The following is a 25,106-nucleotide window of genomic DNA, read 5'->3' as shown; positions in this document are numbered from 1 at the left end:
GGCTATGCGGCGCGGTCCCGCCACGGCAGCTCCGCCGTGACCACCGTCGGGCCGCCGGCCGGGGAGTCCAGGACGAACAGGCCGTCCACCGCGCCCAGCCGCTCCGCCAGCCCCCGCATCCCGCTGCCGCCCTCCAGCCGGGCACCGCCCTGGCCGTCGTCGCGGACCTGGATCAGCAGCCGGTCCTCCGCGCGCCACACGTCGACCGAGGCGGACCGGGCCCGGCTGTGTTTGCTGATGTTCTGCAGCAGCTCGGAGACCGTGAAGTAGGCGATGCCCTCGATCGCCGCCGCCGGGCGGTCCGCCAGGTCCACGGTGACCTTCACCGGCACCGTGCAGCGCGTGGCCACCGAGGACAGGGCCGCGTCCAGGCCCCGGTCGGTGAGCACGGCCGGATGGATACCCCGGGCGAGGTCGCGCAGCTCCTGCAGGGCCAGCTTCACCTCGCCGTGCGCCTCCTCCACCATCGCCGCCGCCGAGTCGGGGTCCTCCAGCAGCTTCTCCTTGGCCAGGCCGAGCCCCATGGCCAGGTTCACCAGCCGGGCCTGCGCCCCGTCGTGCAGATCCCGCTCGATCCGGCGCAGATCGGCGGCGGCCGTGTCGACCACGACCCCCCGGTCCGACTCCAGCTCGGCGATACGCCGCTCCAGCTCGTCCGAGGGCGACAGCAGCCCGCGGACCATCGCCCGGTCCACGTTCGCCAGCCCCCGGGCCAGATACGGCAGCACCGGCCACAGCACGAACAGCGAGGTCAGCGTGGTGCAGAAGGTGAGGATGCCCCAGGGCAGCCGGATCAGGTCGTACAGCAGCGTGCGCCAGCCCACCGGGTCCTTCAGCGCCATCCACAGCCGCTGCGTCAGGCCCCCGCCTCTGGCGAACGGCAGCGGGGTCGGCTCCTCCACCCGCACCCCGAGCAGCCACCGGGCGCGGGCCCGCTCCAGCTTGCCCAGCTGCCGGGAGCCCAGCAGGCCGAGCGCGAGCAGCGGCAGGCCGATCACGGTGACCGTGAGCGATCCGCCGACGGACAGCGCGGTGATCGCGTAGACGAAGCCGAACACCGTCACCGGCAGGTTCAGCAGGAGATGCAGGATCTCCTTCCACGTGTGCACGTCGAAGGCCGGGCGGGGCGGAGGCAGTCGGTCGGTGTCATCGGCCAGGCCGACGGCAGAGCTGGGAGCGGTCATACCGGTCAGCCTGCCGTGCGTGGCACCTCCGGCGCCATGCGGTACGCCGCCCTCCGCCCGCGGGGGAAAACCCCACCCCCGGGCACCCCAGGCCCGCTCCCGGCCCACGCCCGGGCCGGCCGCCACCCGTCTCACCCCGTGACGGGCTGCTTACCAGCGCTTTATCAGGGCCTAGACTCCGATGCGTACGGATCCTCGAACACGTGGGATCACACAGTCACACAAGTCACTCAGGTCACGAGGTCAGGGAGCGAGGCGCGGACGGTGCGGGAGACGTTGGGGGACTCGACGGTCGCCGCGGCGAACGTCATCGCAGCCGGCTACTTCCGGTCCTACTCGGTCGTGGGCCTGCTCGCCCTCATCGGCGTGCTGTTCGTCGCGGTCGCCTTCGGCGCGGGCCGCCTGCTGCGCCCCGTGGTCCCCACCCCCGAGAAGCTGCTGACCTACGAGTGCGGCGTCGACCCCGTCGGCGAGGGCTGGGCCCACACCCAGGTCCGCTACTACGTCTACGCCTTCCTGTACGTGATCTTCGCGGTCGACTCGATCTTCCTGTTCCCCTGGGCGACGGTCTTCGCCGCCCCCGGCTACGGCGCGACGACGCTCGTGGAGATGTTCGTCTTCCTCGGCTTCCTCGCCGTGGGCCTGCTGTACGCATACAAGAAGGGCGTCCTGGCATGGACGTGACCCCCACTCCTGTGTCGCTCCCGGAGCCGAAGCGGCTGGGCGCGCTGGCCCGGCTGGCCCCCGAGCCGATGAAGGTGATCCTGAACTGGGGCCGCCGCTACTCGCTCTGGGTCTTCAACTTCGGCCTCGCCTGCTGCGCGATCGAGTTCATCGCCGCGTCGATGGCCCGCCACGACTTCATCCGCCTCGGCGTGATCCCTTTCGCGCCGGGCCCCCGCCAGGCCGACCTGATGGTCGTCTCGGGCACGGTGACGGACAAGATGGCCCCGGCCGTGAAGCGCCTGTACGAGCAGATGCCCGAGCCGAAGTACGTCATCTCCTTCGGCGCCTGCTCCAACTGCGGCGGCCCGTACTGGGACTCCTACTCCGTCACCAAGGGCGTCGACCAGATCATCCCCGTGGACGTCTACGTCCCCGGTTGCCCGCCCCGCCCCGAGGCGCTGCTCCAGGGCATCCTCAAGCTCCAGGAGAAGATCGCCCGCGAGTCGCTCGGCGAGCGGTACGGCGACTCCCGCCCGTCGGCGGCCGCCCTCACGAGCGACCTGGTGAAGCCCCCGGTGCCCACCGCGGAGGGAGACGCCCGATGAGCACCGTCGGCTGGCTGCCCGCCCCGGTCGAGGACCTCTTCGGTACGGACGCCACGGCCGAGGAGTCGTACGATCTCCTCACCGTGGACGTACCGCCGTCCGCCTGGCTCACCGCCCTGGAGACGGCCCGTACGACCCTGGGCTGCACCTACTTCGACTGGCTGAGCGCGGTCGACGAACCGGGCACGGGCTTCCGTGTCTCGGCCCACGTCGTCGCCCTGCACCCGGTCCGCCGTCTCCTCGTCCGTACGACGGTCCCGCACGAGGCGCCGCACCTGCCCACCGCCGTCGGCGTGTACGCGGGCGCCGCCTGGCACGAGCGCGAGACCCACGAGATGTTCGGCGTCGCGTTCGAGGGCCACCCGGGGCTGGAGCACCTGTTGCTGCCCGAGAACTTCGAGGGCCACCCCCTCCGCAAGGACTTCGTCCTCGCCGCCCGCGTGGCCAAGGCCTGGCCCGGCGCGAAGGAACCCGGGGAGTCGGAACACGGCGGCCCGAAGCGCCGCCAGATGCTCCCCCCGGGCGTCCCCGACCCCAACGAGTGGGGCCCCCTGAAGGGCCAGCTCCCCCCGGCCCCGGCCCGCCCGGCCCGAGGCACGGCCGCCGAACGCCCGGCACGCGCGCGTGCGGGTGCCGGTACGGGTGCCGGTGCGGGTGCCGCCGGGGAGCGTCCGGTACGGCGCGCCCGTACGGCAGCGGAGGGCTCAGCGAGCCAGACGACGCCGACGGCTGGTGCGCCCGGTGTGCCCGGGGAGACCCCCGCGGGGGCTCCGGGTACTGGTCCCGCCGCTGGTGCCGGTCCCGCCGCGGGTGCCCGGCCGCGCCGGATGCGAAGCGCGAGCCAGGGTTCGGTGAGCCAGACGGCGGCGGCACGACCTGCGGCCGAGGGCGAGTCCGGCCAGGCCGCGGGCCAGTCAACGGAGGGTGTGGCTGCTGCCGGGGCTGCCGGGGCTGCCGGGGCAGCGGGGGCTTCCGGGGCAGCGGCAGCCGGGCCCGCTTCGACACCGGGCCGCCCGCGCCGCTCGCGCAGCGCCTCGGAGGGCTCGGCCTCACAACGAGCCGAGGCCGAGGAGCCGACGCAGACGCCGGAGCCGGAGCAGCCCCTGGCACCTGCCGAACCGACGGAACCGCAGGGTCCGGCCCGCCCCACCCGCCGTGGCACGGCCCCGCGCAGCTCGGACGCCCCCTGGCACCACGCCCGCCCAGCCTTCGACGAGCCGACGCCGAAGCCTGCGGCAGAGCCGGAGCCGGAGTCGGCGCCTGAGCCCGAGCCGGCGCCTGAGCGGAAGTCGGCGCCTGAGCCCGAGCCGGCACCTGAGCCGGAGTCGGCGCCTGAGCCCGAGCCGGCGCCGGAGCGGAAGTTGGCGCCTGAGCCCGAGCCGGCACCTGAGCCGGAGTCGGTGCCTGAGCCCGCGCCGCAGCGCGAGCGGTCCGAACCCGAGCGGTCCGAACCGCAGGGCGGGTCATCCGCACAGCCCGCCGAAGACGAACCGCCCACCCCAGGCACCGAACCGCCCACCCCGGGCACCGAAACGTCCGCCCCGGACAACGAACCGCCCAATTCCGGAACCCCCAATGGCGCCACCGACGGCGCCACGGACGGTACCCGCGACGACACCACAGGAGGCCCGCAGTGAACGACGCGCTGGACGTCGCCCTGCGACTCCTCGTCGTGTTCGTCGTCTTCCTCACCTTCCCTCTGATCGTCGGTCAGACCGAGCACAAGGTGATGGCCCACATGCAGGGCCGCCTCGGCCCGATGTACGCGGGCGGCTTCCACGGCTGGGCCCAGCTCATCGCGGACGGCGTGAAGTTTGCGCAGAAGGAGGACGTGGTCCCGGCGGGCGCCGACCGCCGTGTCTTCCAGCTCGCCCCCGCCGTCGCCCTGCTGCCGTATCTCCTCGTCCTGCTCGCCATCCCGATCGGCCCGAGCAAGGGTGCCGTCGGCCAGGTCCTCGACGCGGGCGTCTTCTTCGTGCTCGCGGTGATGGGCGTCGGCGTGCTCGGCTCGCTGATGGCGGGCTGGGCCAGTGCGAACAAGTTCTCCCTGCTCGGCGGCCTGCGCACGGCCGCCCAGCTGCTCGCCTACGAACTGCCCATGCTGCTCGCAGCCGCCTCGGTCGCGATGGCCGCGGGCACGGTCTCCCTGCCCGGCATCCTGCACGCCTTCCACTGGTGGTGGGTGCCCTGGCAGATCGTCGGCGCGCTCGTCTTCTTCGTCGCCGGTCTCGCCGAGCTGCAACGCCCTCCCTTCGACATGCCCGTCGCCGACTCGGAGATCATCTTCGGCGCGTACACCGAGTACACGGGCCTGCGTTTCGCACTCTTCCTCCTCGCCGAGTACGCCGGCATCGTCGTTCTGTGCGGTCTGACCACCGTCCTCTTCCTGGGCGGCTGGCACGGCCCCTGGGGCGCCGACGGGCTGGGCTGGCTGTGGACCCTGCTGAAGACCGCGATCCTCGCTTTCGTCGTCATCTGGCTCCGCGTCACCTACCCCCGCCTGCGCGAGGACCAGCTCCAGAAGCTCTCCTGGACCCTCCTCGTCCCCCTCTCTCTCGCCCAGATCGCCCTCACCGGCATCGTCAAGGTGGTGATCTCCTAACCGTGGCTCCCATTCCTGGCAGTGGCCTGGCCAAGGGCCTGGCCGTCACCCTGCGCACGATGACGAGGAAGCACGTCACCGAGCAGTACCCGGACGCCCAGCCCGAGCTGCCGCCCCGCACTCGCGGCGTGATCGGCCTGTTCGAGGAGAACTGCACGGTCTGCATGCTCTGCGCCCGCGAGTGCCCCGACTGGTGCATCTACATCGACTCCCACAAGGAGACCGTCCCGCCCGCCGCCCCCGGCGGACGTGAGCGCAGCCGCAACGTCCTCGACCGGTTCGCGATCGACTTCTCCCTGTGCATGTACTGCGGTATCTGCATCGAGGTCTGTCCTTTCGACGCCCTGTTCTGGTCCCCGGAGTTCGAGTACGCCGAGACCGACATCCGCGACCTCACCCACGAGCGGGACAAGCTCCGCGAGTGGATGTGGACCGTCCCGGCCCCGCCGGCCCTGGACCCCGCCGCGGAGGAACCGAAGGAGATCGCCGCCGCCCGCAAGACCGCCGAGAAGCTGGCGGCCGCGCAGGCCGAACCGGGGGAGGACCAGTCGTGAGCCTCGCCGCGGCCATGAGCCTGGCGGCAGCCCGGCACGGCTTTCTGTCCCCGACCGGCGTCGAGATCGCCTTCCTGCTCGTCGGCCTGGTCACCTTCGGCGCGGCCCTGATCACGGTCACCACCCGCCAGCTGGTGCACGCCGCCCTGTGGCTGGTGGTGGCGCTCGGCGGCCTCGCCGTCGAGTACCTGCTGCTCACCGCCGAGTTCATCGCCTGGGTGCAGGTCCTCATCTACGTCGGTTCCGTCGTCGTCCTCCTCCTGTTCGGTCTGATGCTCACCAAGGCGCCGATCGGCCGCTCCCCGGACGCCGACTCCGGCAACCGCTGGGTCGCCCTCGCCGTCGCGGCCGCTGCCGCCGTGGCTCTGGTGTGGGTGGTCGTCGACGCCTTCCGGACGACGTGGATCGACCTGACCGGCCCCGCAGCCGGCACCACCCGCGTCACCGGCGAGAGCCTCTTCCGCACCTGGGTCCTGCCCTTCGAGGCCCTCTCCGTCCTTCTCCTCGCGGCCCTGGTCGGCGCGATCGTCCTGTCCCGCAAGGCGAGGGCGGAGTCGGGCCCTCCCCCTGTGAACTCCCGAGCGGTCACCGAGAGTTCCCCTTCCGTCACGGATTCCGGAATTCACCCGGACGAGAAGGAAGGCGCCCGCTGATGCACCTCGCCTATCCCGCCGTGCTCTCCGCCCTCCTGTTCTGCACCGGCCTGTACGGCGTCCTCGCCCGCCGCAACGCGATCCTGGTCCTGATGTCGGTCGAGCTGATGCTGAACGCCGTCAACCTCAACCTGGTCGCCTTCGACGTCTGGCTCAGCCGGGCCGCGAAGGAGACCCTGCACTCCGGCCAGGCGCTGACCCTGTTCACCATCGCCATCGCCGCCGCCGAGATCGGCATCGGCCTGGCGATCGTGCTCGCCGTCTACCGCAACCGCGGCACCTCCGACATCGACAAGCTCCGCGACACCGCCGAGGGCCACGGGACCGGTGGCCCCGGCACCGAGGGCCCCGGCACCTCCGCGGCTGAGAAGGCTGAGGCCACCGCGTGACCACGACCCACCTCGCCGTCCTCGTCCCCCTCCTGCCGTTCCTGGGGGCCGCCGCGGGCCTGCTGCTCGGCCGTACCGCCCCCGGCTTCGTCCGACCGCTCGCCGTGCTGCCGCCACTGGCCTCCCTCGTGCTGGCCGCGTTGGTCGCCGCCGACCAGGGTGGCGGCCGGGCGATCGACGCCAACACGGAGCTGACTCCCACCGGCTCGGTCCCGATCGAGCTGGCCCTGCACGTCGACGGCTTCGCCGCGCTGGTGGCGATCCTGGTCGCGTTCGTCGCCTCGTGCGTGCAGATCTACTCGACCGGCTACCTGCGCGACGACCCGCGCTACCCCTCCTACGCCGCTCTCGTCTCCCTGTTCACCTCCGCGATGCTCCTGGTCGTCTACTCAGGCGACCTGATCGTGCTGCTGGTCGGCTGGGAGGTCATGGGCATCTGCTCGTACTTCCTGGTCGGCCACTACTGGGAGACCCCCGAGGCCCGCGCCGCCTCCCTGAAGGCCTTCCTGGTCACCAAGCTCGGTGACGTGCCGTTCCTCATCGGCCTGTTCGCCCTCGGCACCGACGCCGGGTCGTTCCGCATCACCCGGATCCTCGGCGCGGTCACGAGCGGCGGCCTCCACCACCCGACCGTGATCGCCCTGCTGCTCCTCGCGGGCGTGGCCGGCAAGTCGGCGCAGTTCCCGCTGCACACCTGGCTCCCGGACGCGATGGCGGGCCCCACGCCCGTCTCGGCGCTGATCCACGCCGCGACGATGGTCGCCGCCGGTGTCTACTTCATCGCCCGTCTCCTCCCCGTCTTCGAGGCCTCCCGGGCCACGATGGTCGTCCTCGCCGTCATGGCCGCCGTGACGATGGCCGGCTCGGCACTCGCCGCACTCGCCCAGGACGACATCAAGCGCGTCCTCGCCTACTCGACCATCGGCCAGCTCGGCTACATGACCGGCGCCCTCGCCGTCGGCGACCGCGGTGCCGCCGTCTTCCACCTCCTGTCCCACGGCGCCTTCAAGGCGCTGCTGTTCCTCGCGGCCGGCGTGATCATCCATGCCGCCGGCACCAACTCGCTGGCCGCCATGTCCCGCATGCGCGGCCTGCGCGACCGCGTCCCGGACGCCTACTGGACGATGACCGTGGCGCTGCTCGCGCTCGCCGCGATCCCGCCGTTCAGCGGCTTCTTCTCCAAGGAGTCCGTCCTCGGCGCCGCTGAGCACGTCGCCATTGGGAACACCGACCACGCCCCCGCAGCGGCCGGCTGGACCGTCCTCGTCGCCGGTCTGCTCACCGCCCTGCTCACCGCCTCCTACGCGACCCGCCTGTGGCTGCTGGCCTTCCGCGGCCAGGGCGCCGAGGCCCCCGATCACGGCCGCCAGCCGCTGACGATGAACGCGGTGCTGTGGGTGCTGGCCGTGCCCTCCCTGGCCTTCGGCGGGCTCGCCTACCGCGCGCTGCCCGGCTGGTTCGACGGCCGCGACCTGACCCCGACGCTCCTCACCTCCGTCCTCGGCACGGGCCTCGCCCTGGTCGGCGGACTGCTCACCTACGGCGCCTGGCAGCGCACCAGCGCACTCGCCGCCCGGGTCCCGATGGGCGCCGTCGCCGCTCACCCCGAGACCTACGCCGGACTGGTCGAGGCCGAGACCATCGCCAGCCACGAGCCGACGTACGGCGACATGGCCGCCGCGCCCGACCCGGCGGACCCCGGGCGGCTGCTGCTCGGCCCGCTGTACCGGCACGCGGCCGCCGGCTTCCACCTGGACGCCGTGTACTCGGCGCTGTTCGTCCGCCCGGTCCAGGCCGGAGCGAGTCTCGTCCGGTTCCTCGACCGCGAGGTCGTCGACACCTACGTACGCGGCGCGGCCGCCCTGCCCCGGCTGCTCGGGGCCGGCGTACGGCGGGCGCAGACCGGCAATGTGCAGACCTATGTGAGCGCGCTGCTCGCCGGCACCGTCGTCCTGGCGGTCGTCGTCGTCCTCGTCGCCACGGGAGCGTGAGCAGGCGTGATCGATATCAACGAGTCCGTGATGCAGTTCCTTCTGGCATTCGTCGTCGTAGGCCCGCTCATCGGCGCCGCCGCCGCTCTCCTGCCGGCCCCGCCCGGGCTGAAGGGGAAGTCACCCGAGCAGGCCGTGCTCCGCCACGGCGTCACCGTGACCGGCGCGATCCTCGTCGCCGCGATCGTCCTGGCGCTCGGCTTCGACCACGACCACCCGTCGACGATGCAGGCCACGACCGACATCAGCTGGATCCCCGCACTCGACGTGCGGATCCACCTCGGCATCGACGGCATTTCCCTCCCCCTTCTGGTCCTGACCGCGCTGCTGACCTTCCTCTGCGCGTTGTACTCCTACTTCAAGCCGCCCGCCGGCGGGTCCCCCAGGGCGTTCGTCGCGTTGCTGCTCCTGCTGGAGTCCGGCACCCTCGCGACCTTCGCCGTTCTCGACCTGCTGCTGTTCTTCCTCGCGTTCGAGATGGTGCTCATCCCGATGTACTTCCTCATCGCCCGCTGGGGCGGCGAGGGCCGGGCCCGGGCCGCGTGGAAGTTCATCCTGTTCACGCTGCTCGGCTCCGTCGTCATGCTGCTCGGCCTGCTCCTGATCGGAATCAAGGCGGGCACATTCGACATGGTGGCACTCGCCACTGACAACGGCCGGTCACTGACCGCATCCGTGCAGGTCATCGCCGTTCTGGCGATCGGGATCGGGCTCGCGGTCAAGGCGCCGATGTGGCCGCTGCACAGCTGGCTGCCCGACGCCCACACCGCCGCCCCGACCGTCGGATCGGTCCTGCTGGCCGGTGTCCTGCTGAAGATGGGTACGTACGGATTTGTCCGGATCCTGCTGCCGATCGCGCCGCACGGCTTCCACACCTTCGCGCCGTACCTCGCCGCGTTCGCCGTCGTCGGGATCATCTACGGGTCCCTGGCCTGCCTGGCTCTGGCCAAGCAGGGCGCCAAGGGCGACCTCAAGCGCCTGATCGCCTACTCCTCCGTCGGCCACATGGGCTTCGTCCTGCTGGGCATCGCCACCATGACCCCGACCGGCGTCAACGGCGCCCTGTTCGCCAACATCGCCCACGGCCTCATCACCGGCCTGCTGTTCTTCCTGGTCGGCGCGCTGAAGGACCGTACGGGCACGACCGACCTCGACTCCCTTGCCAAGGAGACCGGAGCCGCGCTCTACGGCAAGGCCCCACGCCTCGGTGGCCTGCTCGCCTTCGGCGCCGTCGCCTCCCTCGGCCTGCCCGGACTCGCCGGGTTCTGGGGGGAGATGCTGGCCCTGTTCGGCGCGTTCAAGCCCGCCGCCGACCTCAGCCGGCCCGCGTTCCTCACCTTCATGGCGATCGGCGCGTTCGGCACCCTGCTGACCGCCGCGTACATGCTGATCGTGGTCCGCCGCGTCTGCATGGGCGGCGTGGAGCAGGAGGTCCCGAAGCTCGCGGACGTCCACGGCTACGAGTTCGCCGCCTGGACCCCGCTCGTCGTCCTCACCGTCGGCGCCGGACTGTGGCCGAGGGCGCTGCTCGGCCTCACCGACCCGGCCGTGCACCAGCTCCTCGCAGGAGGCACCCGATGAGCGCCCAGCCCCTCGCCGAGTCGTTGGTCCAGTCCGTCGACTGGCTCGCCGTCGCCCCGCCGACCATCGCCGCCGCCGTCGCGCTGGTGGTGCTGGTCGCCGACCTGTTCCTGCCCGAGACCCGCAAGCCCGTCCTCGGCTGGATCTCGGTCGCCGGACTGGGCGCGGCCGCGGTGATGCTGCTGCCGCTCCTGGACGGCGACCGCAGCACCTTCTGCGTGAACCGCGCCACGCGCGCGTGCAGTTACACCGCCGACCACTTCACGCTCGTCATCCAGTTCCTCGTCCTCGGTGGCGCTCTGCTCACGGCCCTGCTGTCCGTCACGAACCTCAAGGACGACGAGCGGCGCGTCCCGGCGGGGGAGTTCTGGTTCCTGCTGCTGTCCTCCGCGGCCGGCGCCGCCCTGCTGCCCGCCTCCCGCGACCTGGCCACCCTGATCGTCGCCCTGGAGGTCGCCTCCCTGCCGGCCTTCGCCCTCGTCGGCATCCGGCACGGCGAAAAGCGTTCCTCCGAGGCGGCACTGAAGTTCTTCCTGTCCTCGGTCACGGCCACCGCGGTCAGCCTGATGGGCGTCAGCTTCGTCTACGCCTCCACCGGCACGCTCTACCTCACCCAGGTCGCCCAGGGCCTGACGCACGTCGACGGACAGCTGCACACCCTCGCCCAGACCGGCGTCGTCCTCACCCTCGTCGGCTTCGCCTTCAAGACGGCCGCCGTGCCCTTCCACTTCTGGGTGCCCGACACCTACGTGGGTGCACCGCTGCCCGTCGCCGCCTACCTGTCGGTCGTCGGCAAGGCCGTCGGCTTCTCCGGCCTGATCCTCGTCACCGTCGTCGCGTTCCCGTCGTACGCCGACGTCTGGGGGCCCGCGCTCGCCGCCCTGGCCGCCCTCACCATGACCGTCGGCAACGTCGGCGCCCTGCGCCAGCAGGCCACGCGCGCGTACAGCGCCGTCCGACTGCTCGCCTGGTCCTCCGTCGGCCAGGCCGGCTACCTCCTGGTGCCGATCGCCGCCGCCGGCTACGCCAGGAACCCGCAGAAGGCGATCGGCTCCACGGTCGCCTACGCGTTGATGTACGCGGCCGTGAATCTCGGCGCGTTCGCGGTGGCCGCCCTGGTGGGCCGCAGCCGCGCCCTGAACCGGATCAGCGACTACCGGGGCCTGTACGCCGCCAACCCGCTCACCGCGCTCCTCCTGGCGTTCTTCCTGCTGTGCCTGGCGGGGCTGCCGCCGGGCATCATCGGCCTGTTCGCCAAGGTCACCGTGTTCTCCGCAGCCGTCGACGCGGGCCTCGGCTGGCTCGCCGTCGTCATGGCCGTCAACGTCGTGATCGCCCTCTTCTATTACCTCCAGTGGACGGGGCTGCTGTTCCGCGCCCCCGAGGGCGAGCCCGCCCGGCACCGCGTCCCGGCCCCGCTCACGGCCGCCATCGCCCTCACCGGGATCCTCGGCGTCGCCCTGTCCGGAGCACCCCAGCTGGTCCTCCGTTTCGCCGCCACCGGCCTGTTCTGACCCACCGCCCCGCGCGCGTGGCGCATCCGTGCCCCACGCGCGCGGGGCGGGCGAAGCCGCGCGTCACCCGTACAGCGGAGCGGCGCCCGCGCAGGCACAGGGAACTCGTGACCGCCGCCTGGCGTTGTCACAAGCGGGAGGGTCCACTGGACCCGAAGTGTTCCCCACCCGCGCGATTTGGAGGGCGTACGGTGCACCGCCGGCACAACGGGCTCAGGACCGCAGTACTCCTCGGGGGACTGTCCGCACTCATCATCGTCATCGGCAGCTTCTTCGGCCGCACGGGACTGATCGTCGCCGTTCTGATCGCTCTGGGCACGAACGCGTACGCGTACTGGAACAGCGACAAGCTGGCCCTTCGCGCGATGCGCGCACGCCCCGTCAGCGAGTTCGAGGCCCCCGCGCTCTACCGGATGGTCCGCGAGCTGTCCACGCAGGCCCGCCAGCCCATGCCCCGCCTGTACATCTCGCCGACGGAGGCCCCCAACGCATTCGCCACGGGCCGCAACCCACGCAACGCGGCCGTGTGCTGCACCGAGGGCATCCTGCGCCTGCTGGACGAGCGCGAGCTGCGCGGCGTGATCGGGCACGAACTGAGCCATGTCTACAACCGGGACATCCTCATCTCCTCGGTCGCCGGCGCCCTCGCCTCGGTGATCATGTTCCTGGTGAACTTCGCCTGGCTGATCCCGGTCGGCCGCTCGGACGACGACGACGGCCCCGGCCTGCTCGGCATGCTCCTGATCATGATCCTCGGCCCGCTCGCCGCCACCCTCATCCAGCTGGCCATCAGCCGCTCCCGCGAGTACGAGGCGGACGCCTCCGGCGCTCAGCTCACCGGCGACCCGCTGGCCCTCGCCGGCGCCCTGCGCAAGCTGGAGATCGGCACCCAGCAACTCCCGCTGCCACCCGAGCCCCGCATCGAGACCGCCAGCCACATGATGATCGCGAACCCCTTCCGCGCGGGCCAGGGACTGACCAAGATGTTCTCCACGCACCCGCCGATGGCGGACCGTATCGCCCGACTGGAGAAGATGGCAGGACGCATCCGATGAAGACCATCCTGAACATCATTTGGCTCGTCCTGAGCGGCTTCTGGCTGTTCCTCGGCTACCTGTTCGCCGGCGTCCTGCTGTGCATCACCATCATCGGCATCCCGTTCGGGATCGCCGCATTTCGCATCGGCCTCTACGCCCTGTGGCCTTTCGGGTACACCACGGTCGAGCGCCGCGACGCGGGCGCCCCTTCCTGCATCGGCAACGTCCTGTGGCTGATCCTGGCCGGCTGGTGGCTGGCGATCGCCCACATCGTCACCGGCATCGCCCTGTGCATCACGATCATCGGCATCCCGTTCGGCATCGCCAACTTCAAGCTGATCCCGGTCTCCCTGCTGCCGCTGGGCCGCGAGATCGTCCCCACGGACCAGCCGTTCGCGACCCGCTGAGCGGACCGCCGGACCACTGCGTGGGTGCGCACGTCAGGGGCAGTCGCCGGCGCCCTGAGGGTGCGTCACGCGCCGCGCCGGTCCACGTGCCGGCCCGCCCACCACCGTCGTACGCCGTAGACGGCCACGCCCAGCGCGAGCACGCCCGCTCCCGTTGCCACTGAGACGGCGGGCAGGGCGAACGCCAGCGTGGCGCAGCCCAGCAGGCCCAGCACGGGCACCACGCGGGACAGTGGGGCCGGACTCAGCGTCCACGCGGAGGCGTTGGCGACGGCGTAGTAGGCCAGCACGCCGAAGGACGAGAAGCCGATCGCGCCGCGCACGTCCGCCGTGGCGGCGAGTACGGCGACCACCGCGCCCACGGCCGGCTCCGCCCGGTGCGGCACGTGGAAGCGGGGATGCACGGCTGCCAGTGACCTGGGCAGATGGCCGTCCCGGGCCATGGCGAGCGTCGTACGGGACACGCCGAGGATCAGCGCGAGCAGCGAGCCCAGCGCTGCCACCGCCGCCCCCGCGCGCACCACGGGCACGAGCCCCGGCGCCCCGGCCGCCCGCACCGCGTCGGCCAGCGGGGCGGTCGCGTGCCCGAGCCGGTCCGCACCGAGGACCGAGAGCGCCGCGACGGCCACGCACGCGTACACCACGAGTGTGATGCCCAGGGCGAGCGGGATGGCGCGCGGGATCGTGCGCGCCGGATCCCGTACCTCCTCGCCGAGGGTCGCGATCCGCGCGTATCCGGCGAATGCGAAGAACAGCAGCCCGGCCGCCTGAAGCACGCCGCCCGCCCCGGACGACAGCCCGATGTCCAGTCGGCCGGTGTCGGCCCGTCCGGAGGCGAGGCACACGACGACCACGGCCGCGAGGACGGCGAGAACGACGGCCACGATCACCCGCGTCAGCCACGCCGACTTCTGGATCCCGCCGTAGTTCACGGCCGTCAGCGCCACCACGGCCGCGACGGCCACCGCGTGCGCCTGCTCCGGCCAGACGTACGCGCCGACCGTGAGCGCCATGGCCGCGCAGGAGGCCGTCTTGCCGACCACGAACGCCCAGCCGGCGAGATATCCCCAGAAGGCACCCAGACGCTCCCGCCCGTACACGTACGTCCCGCCGGAGGCCGGATAGCGGGCGGCGAGCCGGGCCGAGGACATGGCGTTGCAGTAGGCCACGACGGCCGCGAGCGCCAGTCCGGGCAGCAGTCCCGACCCGGCCGCGCGCGCGGCCGGTCCCAGGGCCGAGAAGACGCCGGCGCCGACCATCGAGCCGAGGCCGACGACGACGGCGTCCCGCACCCCCAGCGTGCGTCGCAGGCCGGTGTCCGTAGGTGTCATGCGCCGCACCCTACTGACCGCCCCGCAACCAGGTGGTGGCCCTGTGACGTCCTCTTCATCACCGGAGCACGAACACGCGCGCGTCGACAGCGGGTCCTCACCGGATCCTCAGCAGGCGGACAGTGCGAAGACAGCTCGGAAGGGCAGGTTCACGGCATGAGCATCATCGGTTGGATCATCCTGGGCCTGGTGGCCGGAGTCATCGCCAAGGTCCTCCTGCCGGGACGTGACCCCGGCGGCTTCATCGGTACGACCCTCATCGGCATCGCGGGGGCATTCATCGGCGGCTGGATCTCGGCCCGCTGGATGCACCACCCGATCACCAGGAACTTCTACGACGGCGCCACCTGGGCCGCGGCCATCGGCGGCTCCCTGGTGCTGCTGATCGTCTACCGCATCCTGTTCGGCAACTCACGCGACTGAGCGCCGCTCGGGGGCACGGCGGGAGCGCAGAGGCGCGGAAGGGCGGGCCGCCCGGCACCGGACGACCCGCTCTTCCGCGCCTGTGCCAATTTTCTACCGGTAGTTGACGAACTGCAGCGCGAAGTCGAAGTCCTTGCCCTTCAGCAGCGCGATCACGGCCTGCAGGTCGTCGCGGCTCTTGGAGCTGACGCGCAGCTCGTCGCCCTGGACCTGGGCCTTCACGCCCTTCGGGCCCTCGTCGCGAATGATCTTCGCCACCTTCTTCGCGTTGTCCTGGGAGATGCCCTCCTGGAGCGACGCGGAGATCTTGTACTCCTTGCCGGACAGCTGGGGCTCGTCCGCGTCCAGCGCCTTGAGCGAGATGCCGCGCTTGATCAGCTTGGACTGGAAGACGTCGAGGACAGCCTTCACCCGGTCCTCGGAGTTCGCCCGCATCTCGATCTTGTCGCCGGACCACGAGATCGAGGCGCCCACGCCCTTGAAGTCGTAGCGCTGCGAGATCTCCTTGGCGGTCTGGTTGAGGGCGTTGTCGACCTCCTGCCGCTCGACCTTCGAGACGATGTCGAAACTGGAGTCGGCCATGTCCTGTGGCTCCTTGTATCGGGGTGCGAATCGGGTGCGTGCCGGCGTGCGCGGCGGCGGCCGCCGGGCCCGGCATGACACCGGGCCGCATCCGCACCAGCCTAGCCACCCCGGGAGCCGGCAGGTGGAGATCAACCGGGTGGCGAAGCACCCCTCTGCATCGGGTATTGTTTACGTCGTTGCCGGGGAGCACCGCCGAAAGCGGGTTCGAAGGCAGCACTACCCGGCGGTGTGCCCGAGCGGCCAAAGGGAGCAGACTGTAAATCTGCCGGCTCAGCCTTCCCAGGTTCGAATCCTGGCGCCGCCACACGGAGGGAAACCCCCTCTGATCAGGTTAATTACCTGATCAGAGGGGGTTTCTCGTTGTCGGCACCCGTTCGATTCGCCGTGGACGAAGCGCGGACGTGTCTCACCCCGTACCACCCGTATCCCGACGTCAGTCAGTGCGTGTCCCCCAGGCGTCCCCCAGGGGAGAGGATGATCACTCCGGCTCGTTCCACTCCCGCAGGGCTGCATCGATCCGGCTGTTTGCCCGCTCCCGCGTCTGATCCAGCACCTTGGCGTACACCTTGTGCAGTACCGCGATGCTGTGCCCGGCGCGACGGGCGCACTCCATGGCGTCCACTCCAGAACTGAGCCAGAACGACACCCCGGCGTGTCGAAGGTCGTAGGGGCGACGGGCCAGCAGTGAGGCCGTCTCTGCCTCGCTCAGCACGTCGCGGCGGGCCTTCGCCCACACCTCCCCGTAGCCGGTCTCCTGTAGGAGACCGTTGCGGTTGGTCCGGAAGAGCCGGCCATCAGGCGCCGTGCCGTGCGTGGCGATGTGCTCCCGCAGCATGCGGACGAAGTGCGGCGGGATGGGTACCGGACGGGAGTCCTTCTTGGCCCGAGCTTTCAGGTGGCGCGTCTCGTGAGCCGACCCGTCGTCCGTCCAGCTCCGGCCGGCCCGAACAATGCCCTGTCGCAGAGTGAGCATGCCCCACCCGGTCTCAGGGAGGTGACACTGACTCGCGCGCAGTCCGGCCGCTTCGGCGGGGCGCATGGCCGCGTAGTACAGGCACCCGAAGAACGCTTCCAGGTGACGTCCACGGGTCCCCTGCTCACGCACCCCCGCCAGCAGCGCGCGCACCTGGCGGGGGTTCGCAACGCTTTCGGGGTCCACCTCCTCCACGGACTTCGGAGCGGTCCACTTCACGGCTGTGAGCGGATTGACCGGGAGCGAGAAGTACTGCTCTTCCACCGCCAGCCCGAGAACATCGCTCAGACACGCCCGCTTGCGCTTCGCCGTGCGCGGTGACGCCGACTTGCCGTCGATCCGCAGAGCCAGGGCATCAAGGGCGAGACGTACCGTTGCGGGGTCTTCCAGCGCAGACACCGGCATCGAATGCGTACCGATCCAAGCCAGGGCGCGGGCAACGTCGTCCGGTGGGGTCTCGTTCCAGCGGTTCCGGTTGAACGCCCAGCCGTAGAGCGCACGCCGCATGAGCGCAGCATCGGGCATGCCCGCCCTCGTCTTCACGAGCGCCGGCGTGATGGTGGCCAGCGCATCCGCGTAGTTCTTCCGCGACTTCGCCGGGGCCAGCGCCCACTTACGATCAACGTACGCACGGCAGTGCTCGTACCAGGTGATGGAACCCTGCTTCGCACGCAGCTCGGAGACAGGAAGCCCCGTCTCCTCGTCGAACTGGTCGCCGCGCCGAATGGCGGACATGAGTTCCGAGCGGCGCCCCTCCGCCTGAACCTTGAGGGTGTAACTCTTGGAGTGCTTGTTCGCCCCGACCAGCCAACGGAGACGGTACGGCTTGGGGCGGTCCTTGCGGATCTCGATGGAGTACAGGCGAACGTCGTAGGTCAGCGACATGCAAACTCCAGAGGGGCCCGCTTCAAGCGGGCCCCTCGTGTCTCGTGTGGGTGCGGGAGAAAGTCAGGCTGCGGTCTCGTGCTCGGCCCACCACGCATCCAGGTCACTGCGACGGCAACGGATATGGCCGTTGGGCAGCTTGATGAGCTTGGGGGCCTTGCCGCGAGCGCGCATCCGGTAGAAGGCGGCGCGGCTCATCTCGATCTCTTCGAGGACTTCGGGGAGCTTGAGCATCTTGGGGCGTGCCACGGTGCGACTCCTTCGAGGCTTCGATCTTTGGGTAAGCGGCGGGATCTTCGAACGTTGGGTTTGTCGGGAGCCCGCGTGTGTCCGAGGTGCGGATTTCTGCGTCACCCGCGTCATCTGCGTCATTCGCGCGTCTGACCTGCGGTTTTTGGGTGACGCAGGGCGTTGGGGGTGCGTCATCGGTGACGCAGGCTGTCCGTCATCGGTGACGCAGGTGACGCGGGGTGACGCAGCCAGAGGCCGTCTGCGTCACCGCTGTATGCGCAGGTCACCCACCGTTTTCCGGGCCCTGGTGACGCAGGTGACGCAGCGTTCCCCACTTAGGAAAAAGAGGGGGGTCTGTGGTGGTGCGGCGCGGCTCAGGGCGTGAAGAAGGAGCCGCTGCGCGGCGCGTCCATCGGGCGGCGCGTTGCGCCGAACAGCAAGAGGAGCACGCCTGGACGGTGGTGCTCTTCTTGCTTGTTCGGGGGCAACCGGTCAGAACGCCTGCCCCTGCTCGTGTGGGGGCAGGGCCGGCGGGCGGCTCATCTCGATGTAGCGGCCCTCCTTGGTGCGGCCCGAGTCGATGAGGACGCCACGTGCCGCGAGGGTGGGTTGAAGTCGCTTGAGGCGGTCGGAGAGGACCTTGCCGGTAGTGGGCCAGCCCTTGGGCAGGGGGCGGAAGTCCTCGCCGGTGTAGAGGCGGCTGAGGCAGTGCAGCCACTCAGTGGACGTCATGCGCTGCTCTGCACCCGCATCCAGGCTGGCGGCATGCGTGAGCACGGTCTGCGCCAGGAGGTCACCCTCAATGACGTCGTCGTTGAGATCGTCCAGGCTGGCCCGGTAAGCGGTGAGCGCCCCCAGGCCGGTTGCCACGTCGAGCTGTGCGCACAGGTGCGCGAAGTCTGCCATGCGCAGGTCGGTGGGGGTCTCCGCCTCAACCGCGCGGACCTTGACCGTGAGGTCCAGGAGGGAGCCGAGTACGACGGGCAGAACCTCCGCGTACTCCGTCCAGAGTTCAGCCTCGGTTCGCCGGACCTTTGGCCGTTCCAGGCGCAGGGGGAGGAGCCGTTCCGCGAGGTCGGGGCGGATGACTCCCACGTCGATACCGGTCAGGAGCAGGGGGCGGCGGTAGCGGGCGCGGAACACGTCCCCGTCGGTGAAGAGGGCGCGCTTGACGTTTTCGGCTCCGGTGACGATGCAGCACATGGCGTCGGACAGGTCCGGGGTCATGTGGGAGAGGTTGTCCAGGGCAGTGACCCAGCCGGCCGCCACTGCTGCGATCAGGTTCTCCTCGTCCTTCGGGGCCCTGCGCAGGTCACCGGTCATCCCTTCGATGACCCTCACGAGCATGCGCCCGCCGGTGGACTTGCCGGCGCCCTGAGGGCCGGTGAGGAAGGGAGCGGGGACGGGTACGGATGGCCCGAGGCAGCCGATGAGCCAGGCGATGGCCAGGCATTCGGTCTCGGCGTTGGCGAAGTTGCACAGCCGTAGCAGGAGGTCGATGCCCTTGCCGTCAGTGTCCCTGGCGGGCAGGGGGAGTTCGCCGGTGAGTTGGGTGCGTCGCCAGCACACCTCACGCGGGTCGGGGACGGCGATGTCCCAGCCGGTGGGGTGGATGCGGACGGACTGTCCGTCGGTGCGGCCCAGGTCCAGCCACGTTGCGCCGTCGAATCCGGGCGCAACGCGGATGTGAACGGGCTGCACGTCCTCCGTCAGTGCGAGGGCTTCGATCAGATCCAACGCCTCCTTGAGCGCGGTGCCGTTGAACACGCCGAGTCCGTCCCTGAACAGACCGACCATGAGTTCCTGGCGGTGGCTGCCCGTCGTGCCCTGGGAGCGGATCGGGCGGGCAACGGGGTGGCCGTTCCTCTGCGCGTACACGGTCCCGTCGGCGGTGCGGAAGTAGCGGAAGTGAGCCTGCGCGTAGTCGGTGATGACCTTGCGAGCGGGATTCTGCTCGTCGTCAGCCATGGTCACAGTCCCAACCTGGTGCGGGCGTTGATCCACGCGTCGGTGCAGTGCCGGGGCGATTCGCCCTTGGCCTGAGCGGCGGTGAACAGTCGCGCGACGTGCGCCTCGGAGAGGCAGCCGCACCGGCCGTGAGCGGACAGCACAGCGAGGAAGGTGCGGTAGACGGTGGCGTGGACAGCGCTGCGAGCCTCGGTGATGCGCTGCTCGGCCATGGCGATGCCACGTTCCAGGTAGGAGGGCGTGCGGTGGCGGCACGCCCCTTCCCCGGCGCCTGCGGGCACGGTGGCAGCATGTGGCGCCGGCCGGTTCGGGGAGGTCTCCTTCACAGCCAGCGCACGCACGACCTCCGGCAGCGCCGTGATGGTGCCGGTGCCGTGGCCGAGCCACCGGGCGTAGGACATCGTGGACTTGATGTCGACACCGTCCCGGACGGCGTTCACGGAGCGCATGGCGCCTTGGTAGATCCAGTGCTCTCCGCGCGTGGTGGCCACAATCTGGGTGGACGGCAGGGTTCGGCTTGCCCAGGCGACGGCGGCCGGGTTGTCGAGGTCCACGACGGTGAGGCCGGCGCCGCCGGGGTGGTAGGCCACCGCTGCCGCATCGCGCCACGCCCGTGCCCACGCCGACGAGGTGATGACGTGGGGGTCGGTGGTGGCGGCGGCCCATGCGTGGCAGGGCTTCGGGCAGGCACAGGAGCCCGGGTTCTTCATGTTCGGCCGGCCACCACACGCATTCTGAGCGCACGTGCGGCAGTTGCCGAACGGCACCTTCCCTGCCCGCAGCGGCAGTACCGGGACGCCAGCCGCCGCGAGGTGGAGCGCGGTGCGCAGGTGGCTGTTCGTGGCGCTCACGCGGCCACCTCCAGGCCGGCCGTGGCGTGTCCGGCGAGGAAGGCCCGGCCGATCCACTCGGTGTAGGCCGGGGGCAGCGCCTCACGCAGACGGAGATGGTCGGTGGACCAGTCGATGCCCTTCGCGGCCCGGATCTCCTCCACGGTGGCCTTGCCCCCGCCATGGCCGTACGCGGCGACGTAGGGGCCGTCGTGGTACTCGCCGTGGCGCCACCCGCGCACGCGGCCCCGGTGGCGGGGGTGGGCCGGTCGGGCGGTGGTCCAGCGGCCGAGTTCGAAGTAGCGGTGCATCAGCACCGCAAGCCCGAACTGTTCCCCGCACAGGCGGACGTCCTTGCGGACCTCGGAGCCGGCCACGTTCTCGATCACGTATGGCCGGCCGGTCGCCTCCAGTGCGGCCCGCGTGGGGGCGATGAGCCGGGGGTAGGTCCGGCCGATCGTCGCGTTGCGGGCGGCGTTGGTGCCCTTGGTCGGGGCGCCCTCTCCCTGGCACGGGGGTGAGGTGTGGATGAAGTCGAATTCGTGTCCGTGGGCGCGGATAAACTCGATCGCGTCGCCCTGGTGGAAGGCGTCGCCCCGGTAGTCCGGCTGCGGTTCCTTGTCGACGCCGGTGATGTGGCAGCCGGGGAAGGCGCGGCGGTAGCCCTCGGTGGCGCCGCCGATGCACGAGTAGGCGTCCAGTACCCGGAAGGGTCCGGGCAGGGCGAGCACTCGCCCGATGTCGGTCGGATGGGTCATGCTGGGTGACCTCCACTGTTCGGTTGGATGGGTGGAACAAGGGCGGCCCCGCGACTTTGGCGAGACGGAGGGGCCGCCCTTGGCGTAGCTACTGCTGGTTGGTGGTTTTGGCCCACACGCCGCGGGTGGTGGTGTGGAGGTTGCGTTGGTCCTGGTAGACGGGGCCGGTGTAGTGGTTGTGGATCTCCGGCGGCATCGCGTCCTTGGCCCGCCGCAGGAGCCGGGTGAGAGCGAGGATGGGCACGGCCGGAGCACCGAGGAGCAGCGCGATGACGGTGGGATCGGCGTGCCGGGAAGCGATGAGCAGGCCGATAGCGATCAGACCCGGGGGCACGGTGGCCAGGCCGGCGGTGAGCATGAGGCGGCTCGCGTCGGTGGCCCGCTGTGACATGGGCGGTAAGCCCGGCTGCGGGACCGGGAGCGCGCTGCCGTACGCGGGCAGCGGGCTGGTGTCCCGGTAGGCGGTGGGGGTCGTCGGCGCGGGCCGGTAGGCGTCTTCGATGATCCGGCGTGCTTCGGCGGCGGCTTCGGCGTCGGTGAGGCGGGGGTCGGCGCGGATGGGGTCGGGGGCGTGCTCGGGGTGAGTCATGACGCGCTCCTGCGGGTGAGGCGCGGGCCCGCACGCGGGCGTGCGTGGGCGGGCCCGCGCGTGGGTGTCAGGCGGGTGTCAGGGGTGTCAGGCGGGGGGCGTCAGGCGTTTCTGACACCGGGTTTGCCTAGGGGCTTGGGTGTCAGGAGGGCGTGACGGTGTCAGGTGTCAGGCGGCCGTCAGGGCGGGGATGATGCGCCACCGGCCGGTCTGGTTCGTGGCCTCCAGGCGGCCCTCCTGGTAGGCCTCCTTGAGCTGAGCGGAGACCCACGGGCGGGAGAGGTTGTTGCGCTCGCACCAGTTCTTGAAGTCGACCGGCCCGACGATCATCCGCCCCTCCTGCTCGAACTCCTCCAGCGCCTGAGCGAACAGACGGCGGGCCTCCTCGGGGGACGGCTTGCGGCCGGTCTCTTGTCCGAAGATCGGGGTGTCGTCGCCCTGCTCCGCGTCGGGGAGTTCGGCTTCGGGGTCGATGTCGGCGTCCTCGGGGTCCACCAGCAGGCGGTTGTCCGCCATGGCGTCGTCCTCCTCGTCCTTGACCGCGTGCAGTGGCGCGGGCTGCTCGGTGCCGGTCGCGGTGCGGCCGGTGTAGGCGCGGCCGGCGACGCTGGAGGCGGCGCCGGCGGTGACAGGGTCGGCGGTGGCGCCGTTGCGCTGCGCCCACTGGGCAAGCAGCTCCATGACCGGCACGGCCCGGTGGGTGAAGCGGCAGGTACGGCCCGGGGAGGCGTACCGGTCCTCGGGGATGCCGGGGGAGACGACGTAGCAGTAGCCGGGCCGCCGGTTGCCCCACGCCCCCGGGTGCGCCCCCGCAGCCAGAACCTCATCCGGCAGCACGAACCCCTCATCGCGCGGGTCACAGCCCAGCGCGATGACGGACGGAAGGGAAGCCCGGGTGGAGGTGGACATCTGGTCGTAGGAGGGCCGCTGGAGCGAGACGATCAGCGAGACACCCGCCGACCGGGCCTCCTGCGCGATGCCGGTGAACGCGTCGTCGCCCATCCGGCGCAGGGTGTTCGCGGCCTCCTCGAACCAGGCGACCAGGAACGGCATCCCGGGGCAGCCACACGGCCGGCCGTCGGGACGGCAGGTGTGCTTGCCGCTGGTCTGCTGCTCCGCAGCCTCCGGTACCCACTGGCGGTAGCCGTGGGCACCCAGCCACCGCGTGCGGGCCGGGATCGCCGCTTCGACGGCGGCCACCAGGACTTCCGTCGGCGTCCCGCCCTCCGCTGCCCAGTCCAGGCCGGGCAGCAGCGGGCGGAAGTCCTGGAAGGCCTTGGGGTCGGAGAGCCACACGATGACGTCCCGGCGGGACAGGATCTCCGTCAGGAGGTTCTGGGCGGTGTCGCCCTTGCCGGAACCGGTACCGCCCGCGATCAGGCCATGGGTGGAGTTGCGGCCCGCCTCCGGGTCACCGGGCAGCCACATCACGAGCGGGGCGCCGTCGTCGTAGCGGCCGATGACCAGGGGTTCGGCGATCGAGCCGCCCAGGTTCGACGGCCCCTCCCACTCCACCACCTCAGCCAGCATGTCCTCCGGGACGATGACCAACTCGCCGCGGCGGCTGGAGGAAGGGTCGGGGTTGTAGCGGACGGCGGACGTGGGCAGGTCCAGGGCGGACGCGATCCGCCCAAGGCTCTTGGTCACGTCGTCGTTGGTCTGCTCGCCGGCCTCCACCGCGAGCGAGGCGGTGACCCGGTTCGGCTCCACCTTGGCCGCCCCGAGCTGCGCGCGGGCCAGACCGACCTTCTCCAGCAGGCCCTTGTCGGTGCCCTCGCCGGTGGCGTCGGTGTTCTGTCGCAGAACCATGCGGATGTTCCACGACAGGGCGAGCGCCGGGCCGCCCATCAGGTACAGGTCACCGACCGGGTGCGCTGCGGGACCGGCCAGGCAGGCTGCGGTCAGCCAGGCGGAGCCGGCGGCCACGGTGATGGCCGAGTGCAGGCGCCGCTGCTGGCTGGTCGCCTTCCCCGCCCACCACGTGACCCCGGTCAGGGCGACGGAGGCGAGGGTGAGGCCGACGCCGGCGGCGGCGCTGTCGGCCCACCGCCAGTTCCCCAGCGCCCCGGCCACGCCGGTGCCCGCCCACGCGAGCCACGGCGGCAGATGGGGCTTGGCACGATGCAGCAGGTAGGCACCGATGCTCGCGCCGTCCGGTCCGCCCTGCTGCTGCGCCAGGTAGCCGGCCATGCCGTCCGGATAGTACGCGGCCACCCGGTTCTGTCCACGGACCATGGTCCAACCTCCTTACTGCTCAGCCCAGTTCATGACCGGCTGCTGCGGCCGGCGGGCACGGTGACGGACACGGTTGATCTCTTCCTCGAACTCCTGCTGAAAGGCCGAGTAGCAGGCCGCAGCGTTCTTGGCCGCATCCCGCAGCGCGTCAGCGGACTTCTGCATCTTGCGAGACACCTTCCGCGCGCGGGCCCGGGAGCCGAACGCGCGCCCCTCCGGGTCAGGGACCGCGGCCAACACGCCGTTGAGGATCTCCGCACCCATCGCAACCTCGATCGAGAGCGTCACGGCCGCGGCCCGCAGGGTGTTGCAGTAGTTGCGAACCTTCGCCGGGGCGGAGAAGTCCGCCTCCGGCAGCAACGCACCCGCGCTGCTGCTCGGCCCGTCCGCGCCTCCCCTCCTCGCGGGAACGCCGTTGTTGGTCTTGTTGGCGTTGACGTTGATGGTGAAGCCGGGCGCGAACGACGCGCCGAAGTTCTTCGTGTTGGCCTTGGTCTGGGAGCCGTTGGCCCCGGCGCCGGGAGTAGCAGAGGTGGAAGCCATCAGGCGGATTCCCTTCGGGTCAGAGCGAGCGGCGGACGAAGAACCAGGCGCACTGCGCGACGATCAGCCCCGTGAGCCAGACCTGGGCCAGCGGACCCGCGAGCGGGCCGAACCCGGCGGCCAGGGCGACCCAGCCGAGAACGAACGTGGCGCCCACGGCGGTGGCGATCCGCAGCCGCAGCGTGCTGCCCTTGCTCGGCCGGCGGTACTGCACGGACCCCAGCCACATCCCCGGACCGGCAGCGACGACGGCCAGGATCAGGCCGGACCACCAGGCAATCGCGTGCAGGACCGCGGTCCCGACGAACGCGAGCAGGGCGAAGCCGGTCGGGGCGAGCGCGCCCCGGAAGCGCCACAGCATCCGCCCGAGGAAACCGAGCGCTTCGCGGGTCAGGGAGGGCTGCTCGGGGACGACGACGATGAACGGCTGAGCGGAGCGGCGTCCGCGCTGACGCGGCAGGCGGACGGTGTGGACGCCCGCGGCCGACTTCATGCCGCGGGTACGGGTACGACTGGACACAGCCAGACTCCTTGGACAGAGAAGGAGAGATGGAAGAGAAGCGCTGTGCAGG

25 protein-coding genes and 1 tRNA gene are annotated in these 25,106 nt (G+C 71.2%); 14 read left to right on the top strand and 12 right to left on the bottom strand.

Translation table 11 applies throughout. The annotated features are described in order from the left end of the window. Positions 1 to 2: 2 nt before the first annotated feature. Positions 3 to 1,184 (bottom strand): sensor histidine kinase, encoded by a 1,182-nt coding sequence (locus O1G22_RS17480; RefSeq protein WP_270082189.1) that lies wholly within the window; start codon positions 1,182 to 1,184, stop codon positions 3 to 5. Between the two features lie 264 nt (positions 1,185 to 1,448). Here O1G22_RS17480 and O1G22_RS17475 point away from each other — a divergent pair, with 264 nt between their 5' ends. The 12 genes from O1G22_RS17475 (at position 1,449) to O1G22_RS17420 (ending at position 13,183) form a co-directional block, all read left to right on the top strand. Further along, complete coding sequence (locus tag O1G22_RS17475) at positions 1,449 to 1,868, top strand: NADH-quinone oxidoreductase subunit A (RefSeq protein WP_067040487.1); 420 nt, start codon at positions 1,449 to 1,451, stop codon at positions 1,866 to 1,868. Then, a complete protein-coding gene (locus O1G22_RS17470) occupies positions 1,859 to 2,455 on the top strand; it encodes an NADH-quinone oxidoreductase subunit B (RefSeq protein WP_270082188.1) in 597 nt (198 codons plus the stop codon). The genes O1G22_RS17475 and O1G22_RS17470 overlap by 10 nt, the downstream gene beginning before the upstream one ends. Further along, positions 2,452 to 4,092 (top strand): NADH-quinone oxidoreductase subunit C, encoded by a 1,641-nt coding sequence (locus O1G22_RS17465; protein ID WP_270082187.1) that lies wholly within the window; start codon positions 2,452 to 2,454, stop codon positions 4,090 to 4,092. Before O1G22_RS17470 ends, O1G22_RS17465 begins: the two co-directional genes overlap by 4 nt. Further along, positions 4,089 to 5,057 carry a complex I subunit 1/NuoH family protein gene (locus O1G22_RS17460; protein WP_270082186.1) on the top strand — a complete coding sequence of 323 codons (969 nt, stop codon included), beginning with the start codon at positions 4,089 to 4,091 and terminating at the stop codon, positions 5,055 to 5,057. Before O1G22_RS17465 ends, O1G22_RS17460 begins: the two co-directional genes overlap by 4 nt. Positions 5,058 to 5,059: 2 nt before the next feature. Next, the gene (locus O1G22_RS17455) at positions 5,060 to 5,611 is read left to right on the top strand and encodes a NuoI/complex I 23 kDa subunit family protein (RefSeq protein ID WP_270082185.1); all 552 of its coding nucleotides are present in this window, start codon (positions 5,060 to 5,062) and stop codon (positions 5,609 to 5,611) included. Between the two features lie 14 nt (positions 5,612 to 5,625). Further along, positions 5,626 to 6,264: an NADH-quinone oxidoreductase subunit J family protein gene (locus O1G22_RS17450; protein WP_270086445.1), complete on the top strand. Its 639-nt coding sequence runs from the start codon at positions 5,626 to 5,628 to the stop codon at positions 6,262 to 6,264. Continuing rightward, positions 6,264 to 6,653, top strand: a complete 390-nt coding sequence (nuoK, locus tag O1G22_RS17445) for an NADH-quinone oxidoreductase subunit NuoK (RefSeq protein ID WP_270082184.1) — start codon at positions 6,264 to 6,266, stop codon at positions 6,651 to 6,653. Before O1G22_RS17450 ends, nuoK begins: the two co-directional genes overlap by 1 nt. Next, on the top strand, positions 6,650 to 8,644 hold the full coding sequence (locus tag O1G22_RS17440) for an NADH-quinone oxidoreductase subunit 5 family protein (protein WP_270082183.1): 1,995 nt from the start codon (positions 6,650 to 6,652) through the stop codon (positions 8,642 to 8,644). The genes nuoK and O1G22_RS17440 overlap by 4 nt, the downstream gene beginning before the upstream one ends. A gap of 6 nt (positions 8,645 to 8,650) precedes the next feature. Then, entirely contained in the window at positions 8,651 to 10,225 is a 1,575-nt protein-coding gene (locus O1G22_RS17435; RefSeq protein ID WP_270082182.1) for an NADH-quinone oxidoreductase subunit M, read from the top strand. Beyond that, positions 10,222 to 11,739 carry an NADH-quinone oxidoreductase subunit N gene (locus tag O1G22_RS17430; RefSeq protein ID WP_270082181.1) on the top strand — a complete coding sequence of 506 codons (1,518 nt, stop codon included), beginning with the start codon at positions 10,222 to 10,224 and terminating at the stop codon, positions 11,737 to 11,739. Before O1G22_RS17435 ends, O1G22_RS17430 begins: the two co-directional genes overlap by 4 nt. Positions 11,740 to 11,930: 191 nt before the next feature. Next, complete coding sequence (gene htpX, locus O1G22_RS17425) at positions 11,931 to 12,794, top strand: zinc metalloprotease HtpX (protein ID WP_225100476.1); 864 nt, start codon at positions 11,931 to 11,933, stop codon at positions 12,792 to 12,794. After that, positions 12,791 to 13,183 (top strand): YccF domain-containing protein, encoded by a 393-nt coding sequence (locus O1G22_RS17420; RefSeq protein WP_270082180.1) that lies wholly within the window; start codon positions 12,791 to 12,793, stop codon positions 13,181 to 13,183. Before htpX ends, O1G22_RS17420 begins: the two co-directional genes overlap by 4 nt. A gap of 65 nt (positions 13,184 to 13,248) precedes the next feature. Here the strand turns inward: O1G22_RS17420 and O1G22_RS17415 are convergent, their stop codons facing one another. Next, entirely contained in the window at positions 13,249 to 14,514 is a 1,266-nt protein-coding gene (locus O1G22_RS17415; protein ID WP_270082179.1) for an APC family permease, read from the bottom strand. A gap of 156 nt (positions 14,515 to 14,670) precedes the next feature. Here O1G22_RS17415 and O1G22_RS17410 point away from each other — a divergent pair, with 156 nt between their 5' ends. Then, positions 14,671 to 14,937: a GlsB/YeaQ/YmgE family stress response membrane protein gene (locus O1G22_RS17410; protein ID WP_270082178.1), complete on the top strand. Its 267-nt coding sequence runs from the start codon at positions 14,671 to 14,673 to the stop codon at positions 14,935 to 14,937. Positions 14,938 to 15,030: 93 nt separating this feature from the next. Here O1G22_RS17410 and O1G22_RS17405 read toward each other — a convergent pair whose 3' ends face one another. After that, positions 15,031 to 15,519 carry a YajQ family cyclic di-GMP-binding protein gene (locus O1G22_RS17405; protein WP_225100467.1) on the bottom strand — a complete coding sequence of 163 codons (489 nt, stop codon included), beginning with the start codon at positions 15,517 to 15,519 and terminating at the stop codon, positions 15,031 to 15,033. A gap of 225 nt (positions 15,520 to 15,744) precedes the next feature. On the opposite strand from O1G22_RS17405, the gene O1G22_RS17400 reads away from it, so the two are divergent. Next, positions 15,745 to 15,826 (top strand) — tRNA-Tyr (locus tag O1G22_RS17400). A gap of 174 nt (positions 15,827 to 16,000) precedes the next feature. Here O1G22_RS17400 and O1G22_RS17395 read toward each other — a convergent pair. From O1G22_RS17395 to O1G22_RS17355, 9 genes are all read right to left on the bottom strand, one after another. Beyond that, entirely contained in the window at positions 16,001 to 17,380 is a 1,380-nt protein-coding gene (locus O1G22_RS17395; RefSeq protein WP_270082177.1) for a tyrosine-type recombinase/integrase, read from the bottom strand. 63 nt (positions 17,381 to 17,443) lie between these two features. Beyond that, positions 17,444 to 17,629, bottom strand: coding sequence for a helix-turn-helix transcriptional regulator (locus tag O1G22_RS17390; RefSeq protein ID WP_270082176.1), 186 nt, complete (start codon positions 17,627 to 17,629; stop codon positions 17,444 to 17,446). 474 nt (positions 17,630 to 18,103) lie between these two features. Further along, positions 18,104 to 19,579, bottom strand: a complete 1,476-nt coding sequence (locus tag O1G22_RS17385; RefSeq protein ID WP_270082175.1) for an ATP-binding protein — start codon at positions 19,577 to 19,579, stop codon at positions 18,104 to 18,106. Between the two features lie 2 nt (positions 19,580 to 19,581). Then, a complete protein-coding gene (locus O1G22_RS17380; RefSeq protein WP_270082174.1) occupies positions 19,582 to 20,430 on the bottom strand; it encodes a bifunctional DNA primase/polymerase in 849 nt (282 codons plus the stop codon). Beyond that, positions 20,427 to 21,167, bottom strand: a complete 741-nt coding sequence (locus O1G22_RS17375) for a class I SAM-dependent methyltransferase (protein WP_270082173.1) — start codon at positions 21,165 to 21,167, stop codon at positions 20,427 to 20,429. Before O1G22_RS17375 ends, O1G22_RS17380 begins: the two co-directional genes overlap by 4 nt. 88 nt (positions 21,168 to 21,255) lie before the next feature. Further along, entirely contained in the window at positions 21,256 to 21,756 is a 501-nt protein-coding gene (locus tag O1G22_RS17370; protein WP_270082172.1) for a hypothetical protein, read from the bottom strand. Between the two features lie 168 nt (positions 21,757 to 21,924). After that, positions 21,925 to 23,946, bottom strand: a complete 2,022-nt coding sequence (gene traB / locus O1G22_RS17365) for a plasmid transfer protein TraB (RefSeq protein ID WP_270086444.1) — start codon at positions 23,944 to 23,946, stop codon at positions 21,925 to 21,927. A gap of 57 nt (positions 23,947 to 24,003) precedes the next feature. Next, on the bottom strand, positions 24,004 to 24,534 hold the full coding sequence (traA, locus tag O1G22_RS17360; protein WP_270082171.1) for a plasmid transfer protein TraA: 531 nt from the start codon (positions 24,532 to 24,534) through the stop codon (positions 24,004 to 24,006). A 19-nt stretch (positions 24,535 to 24,553) separates the two neighbouring features. Beyond that, a complete protein-coding gene (locus O1G22_RS17355; protein ID WP_270082170.1) occupies positions 24,554 to 25,054 on the bottom strand; it encodes a hypothetical protein in 501 nt (166 codons plus the stop codon). Positions 25,055 to 25,106: the final 52 nt, after the last annotated feature.

The organism is Streptomyces camelliae (assembly GCF_027625935.1).
GTDB classification, from domain to species: Bacteria; Actinomycetota; Actinomycetes; order Streptomycetales; family Streptomycetaceae; genus Streptomyces; species Streptomyces camelliae.
Note: the sequence above shows the minus strand (reverse complement) of the source record. Positions and strands in the feature narration are given on the sequence as shown.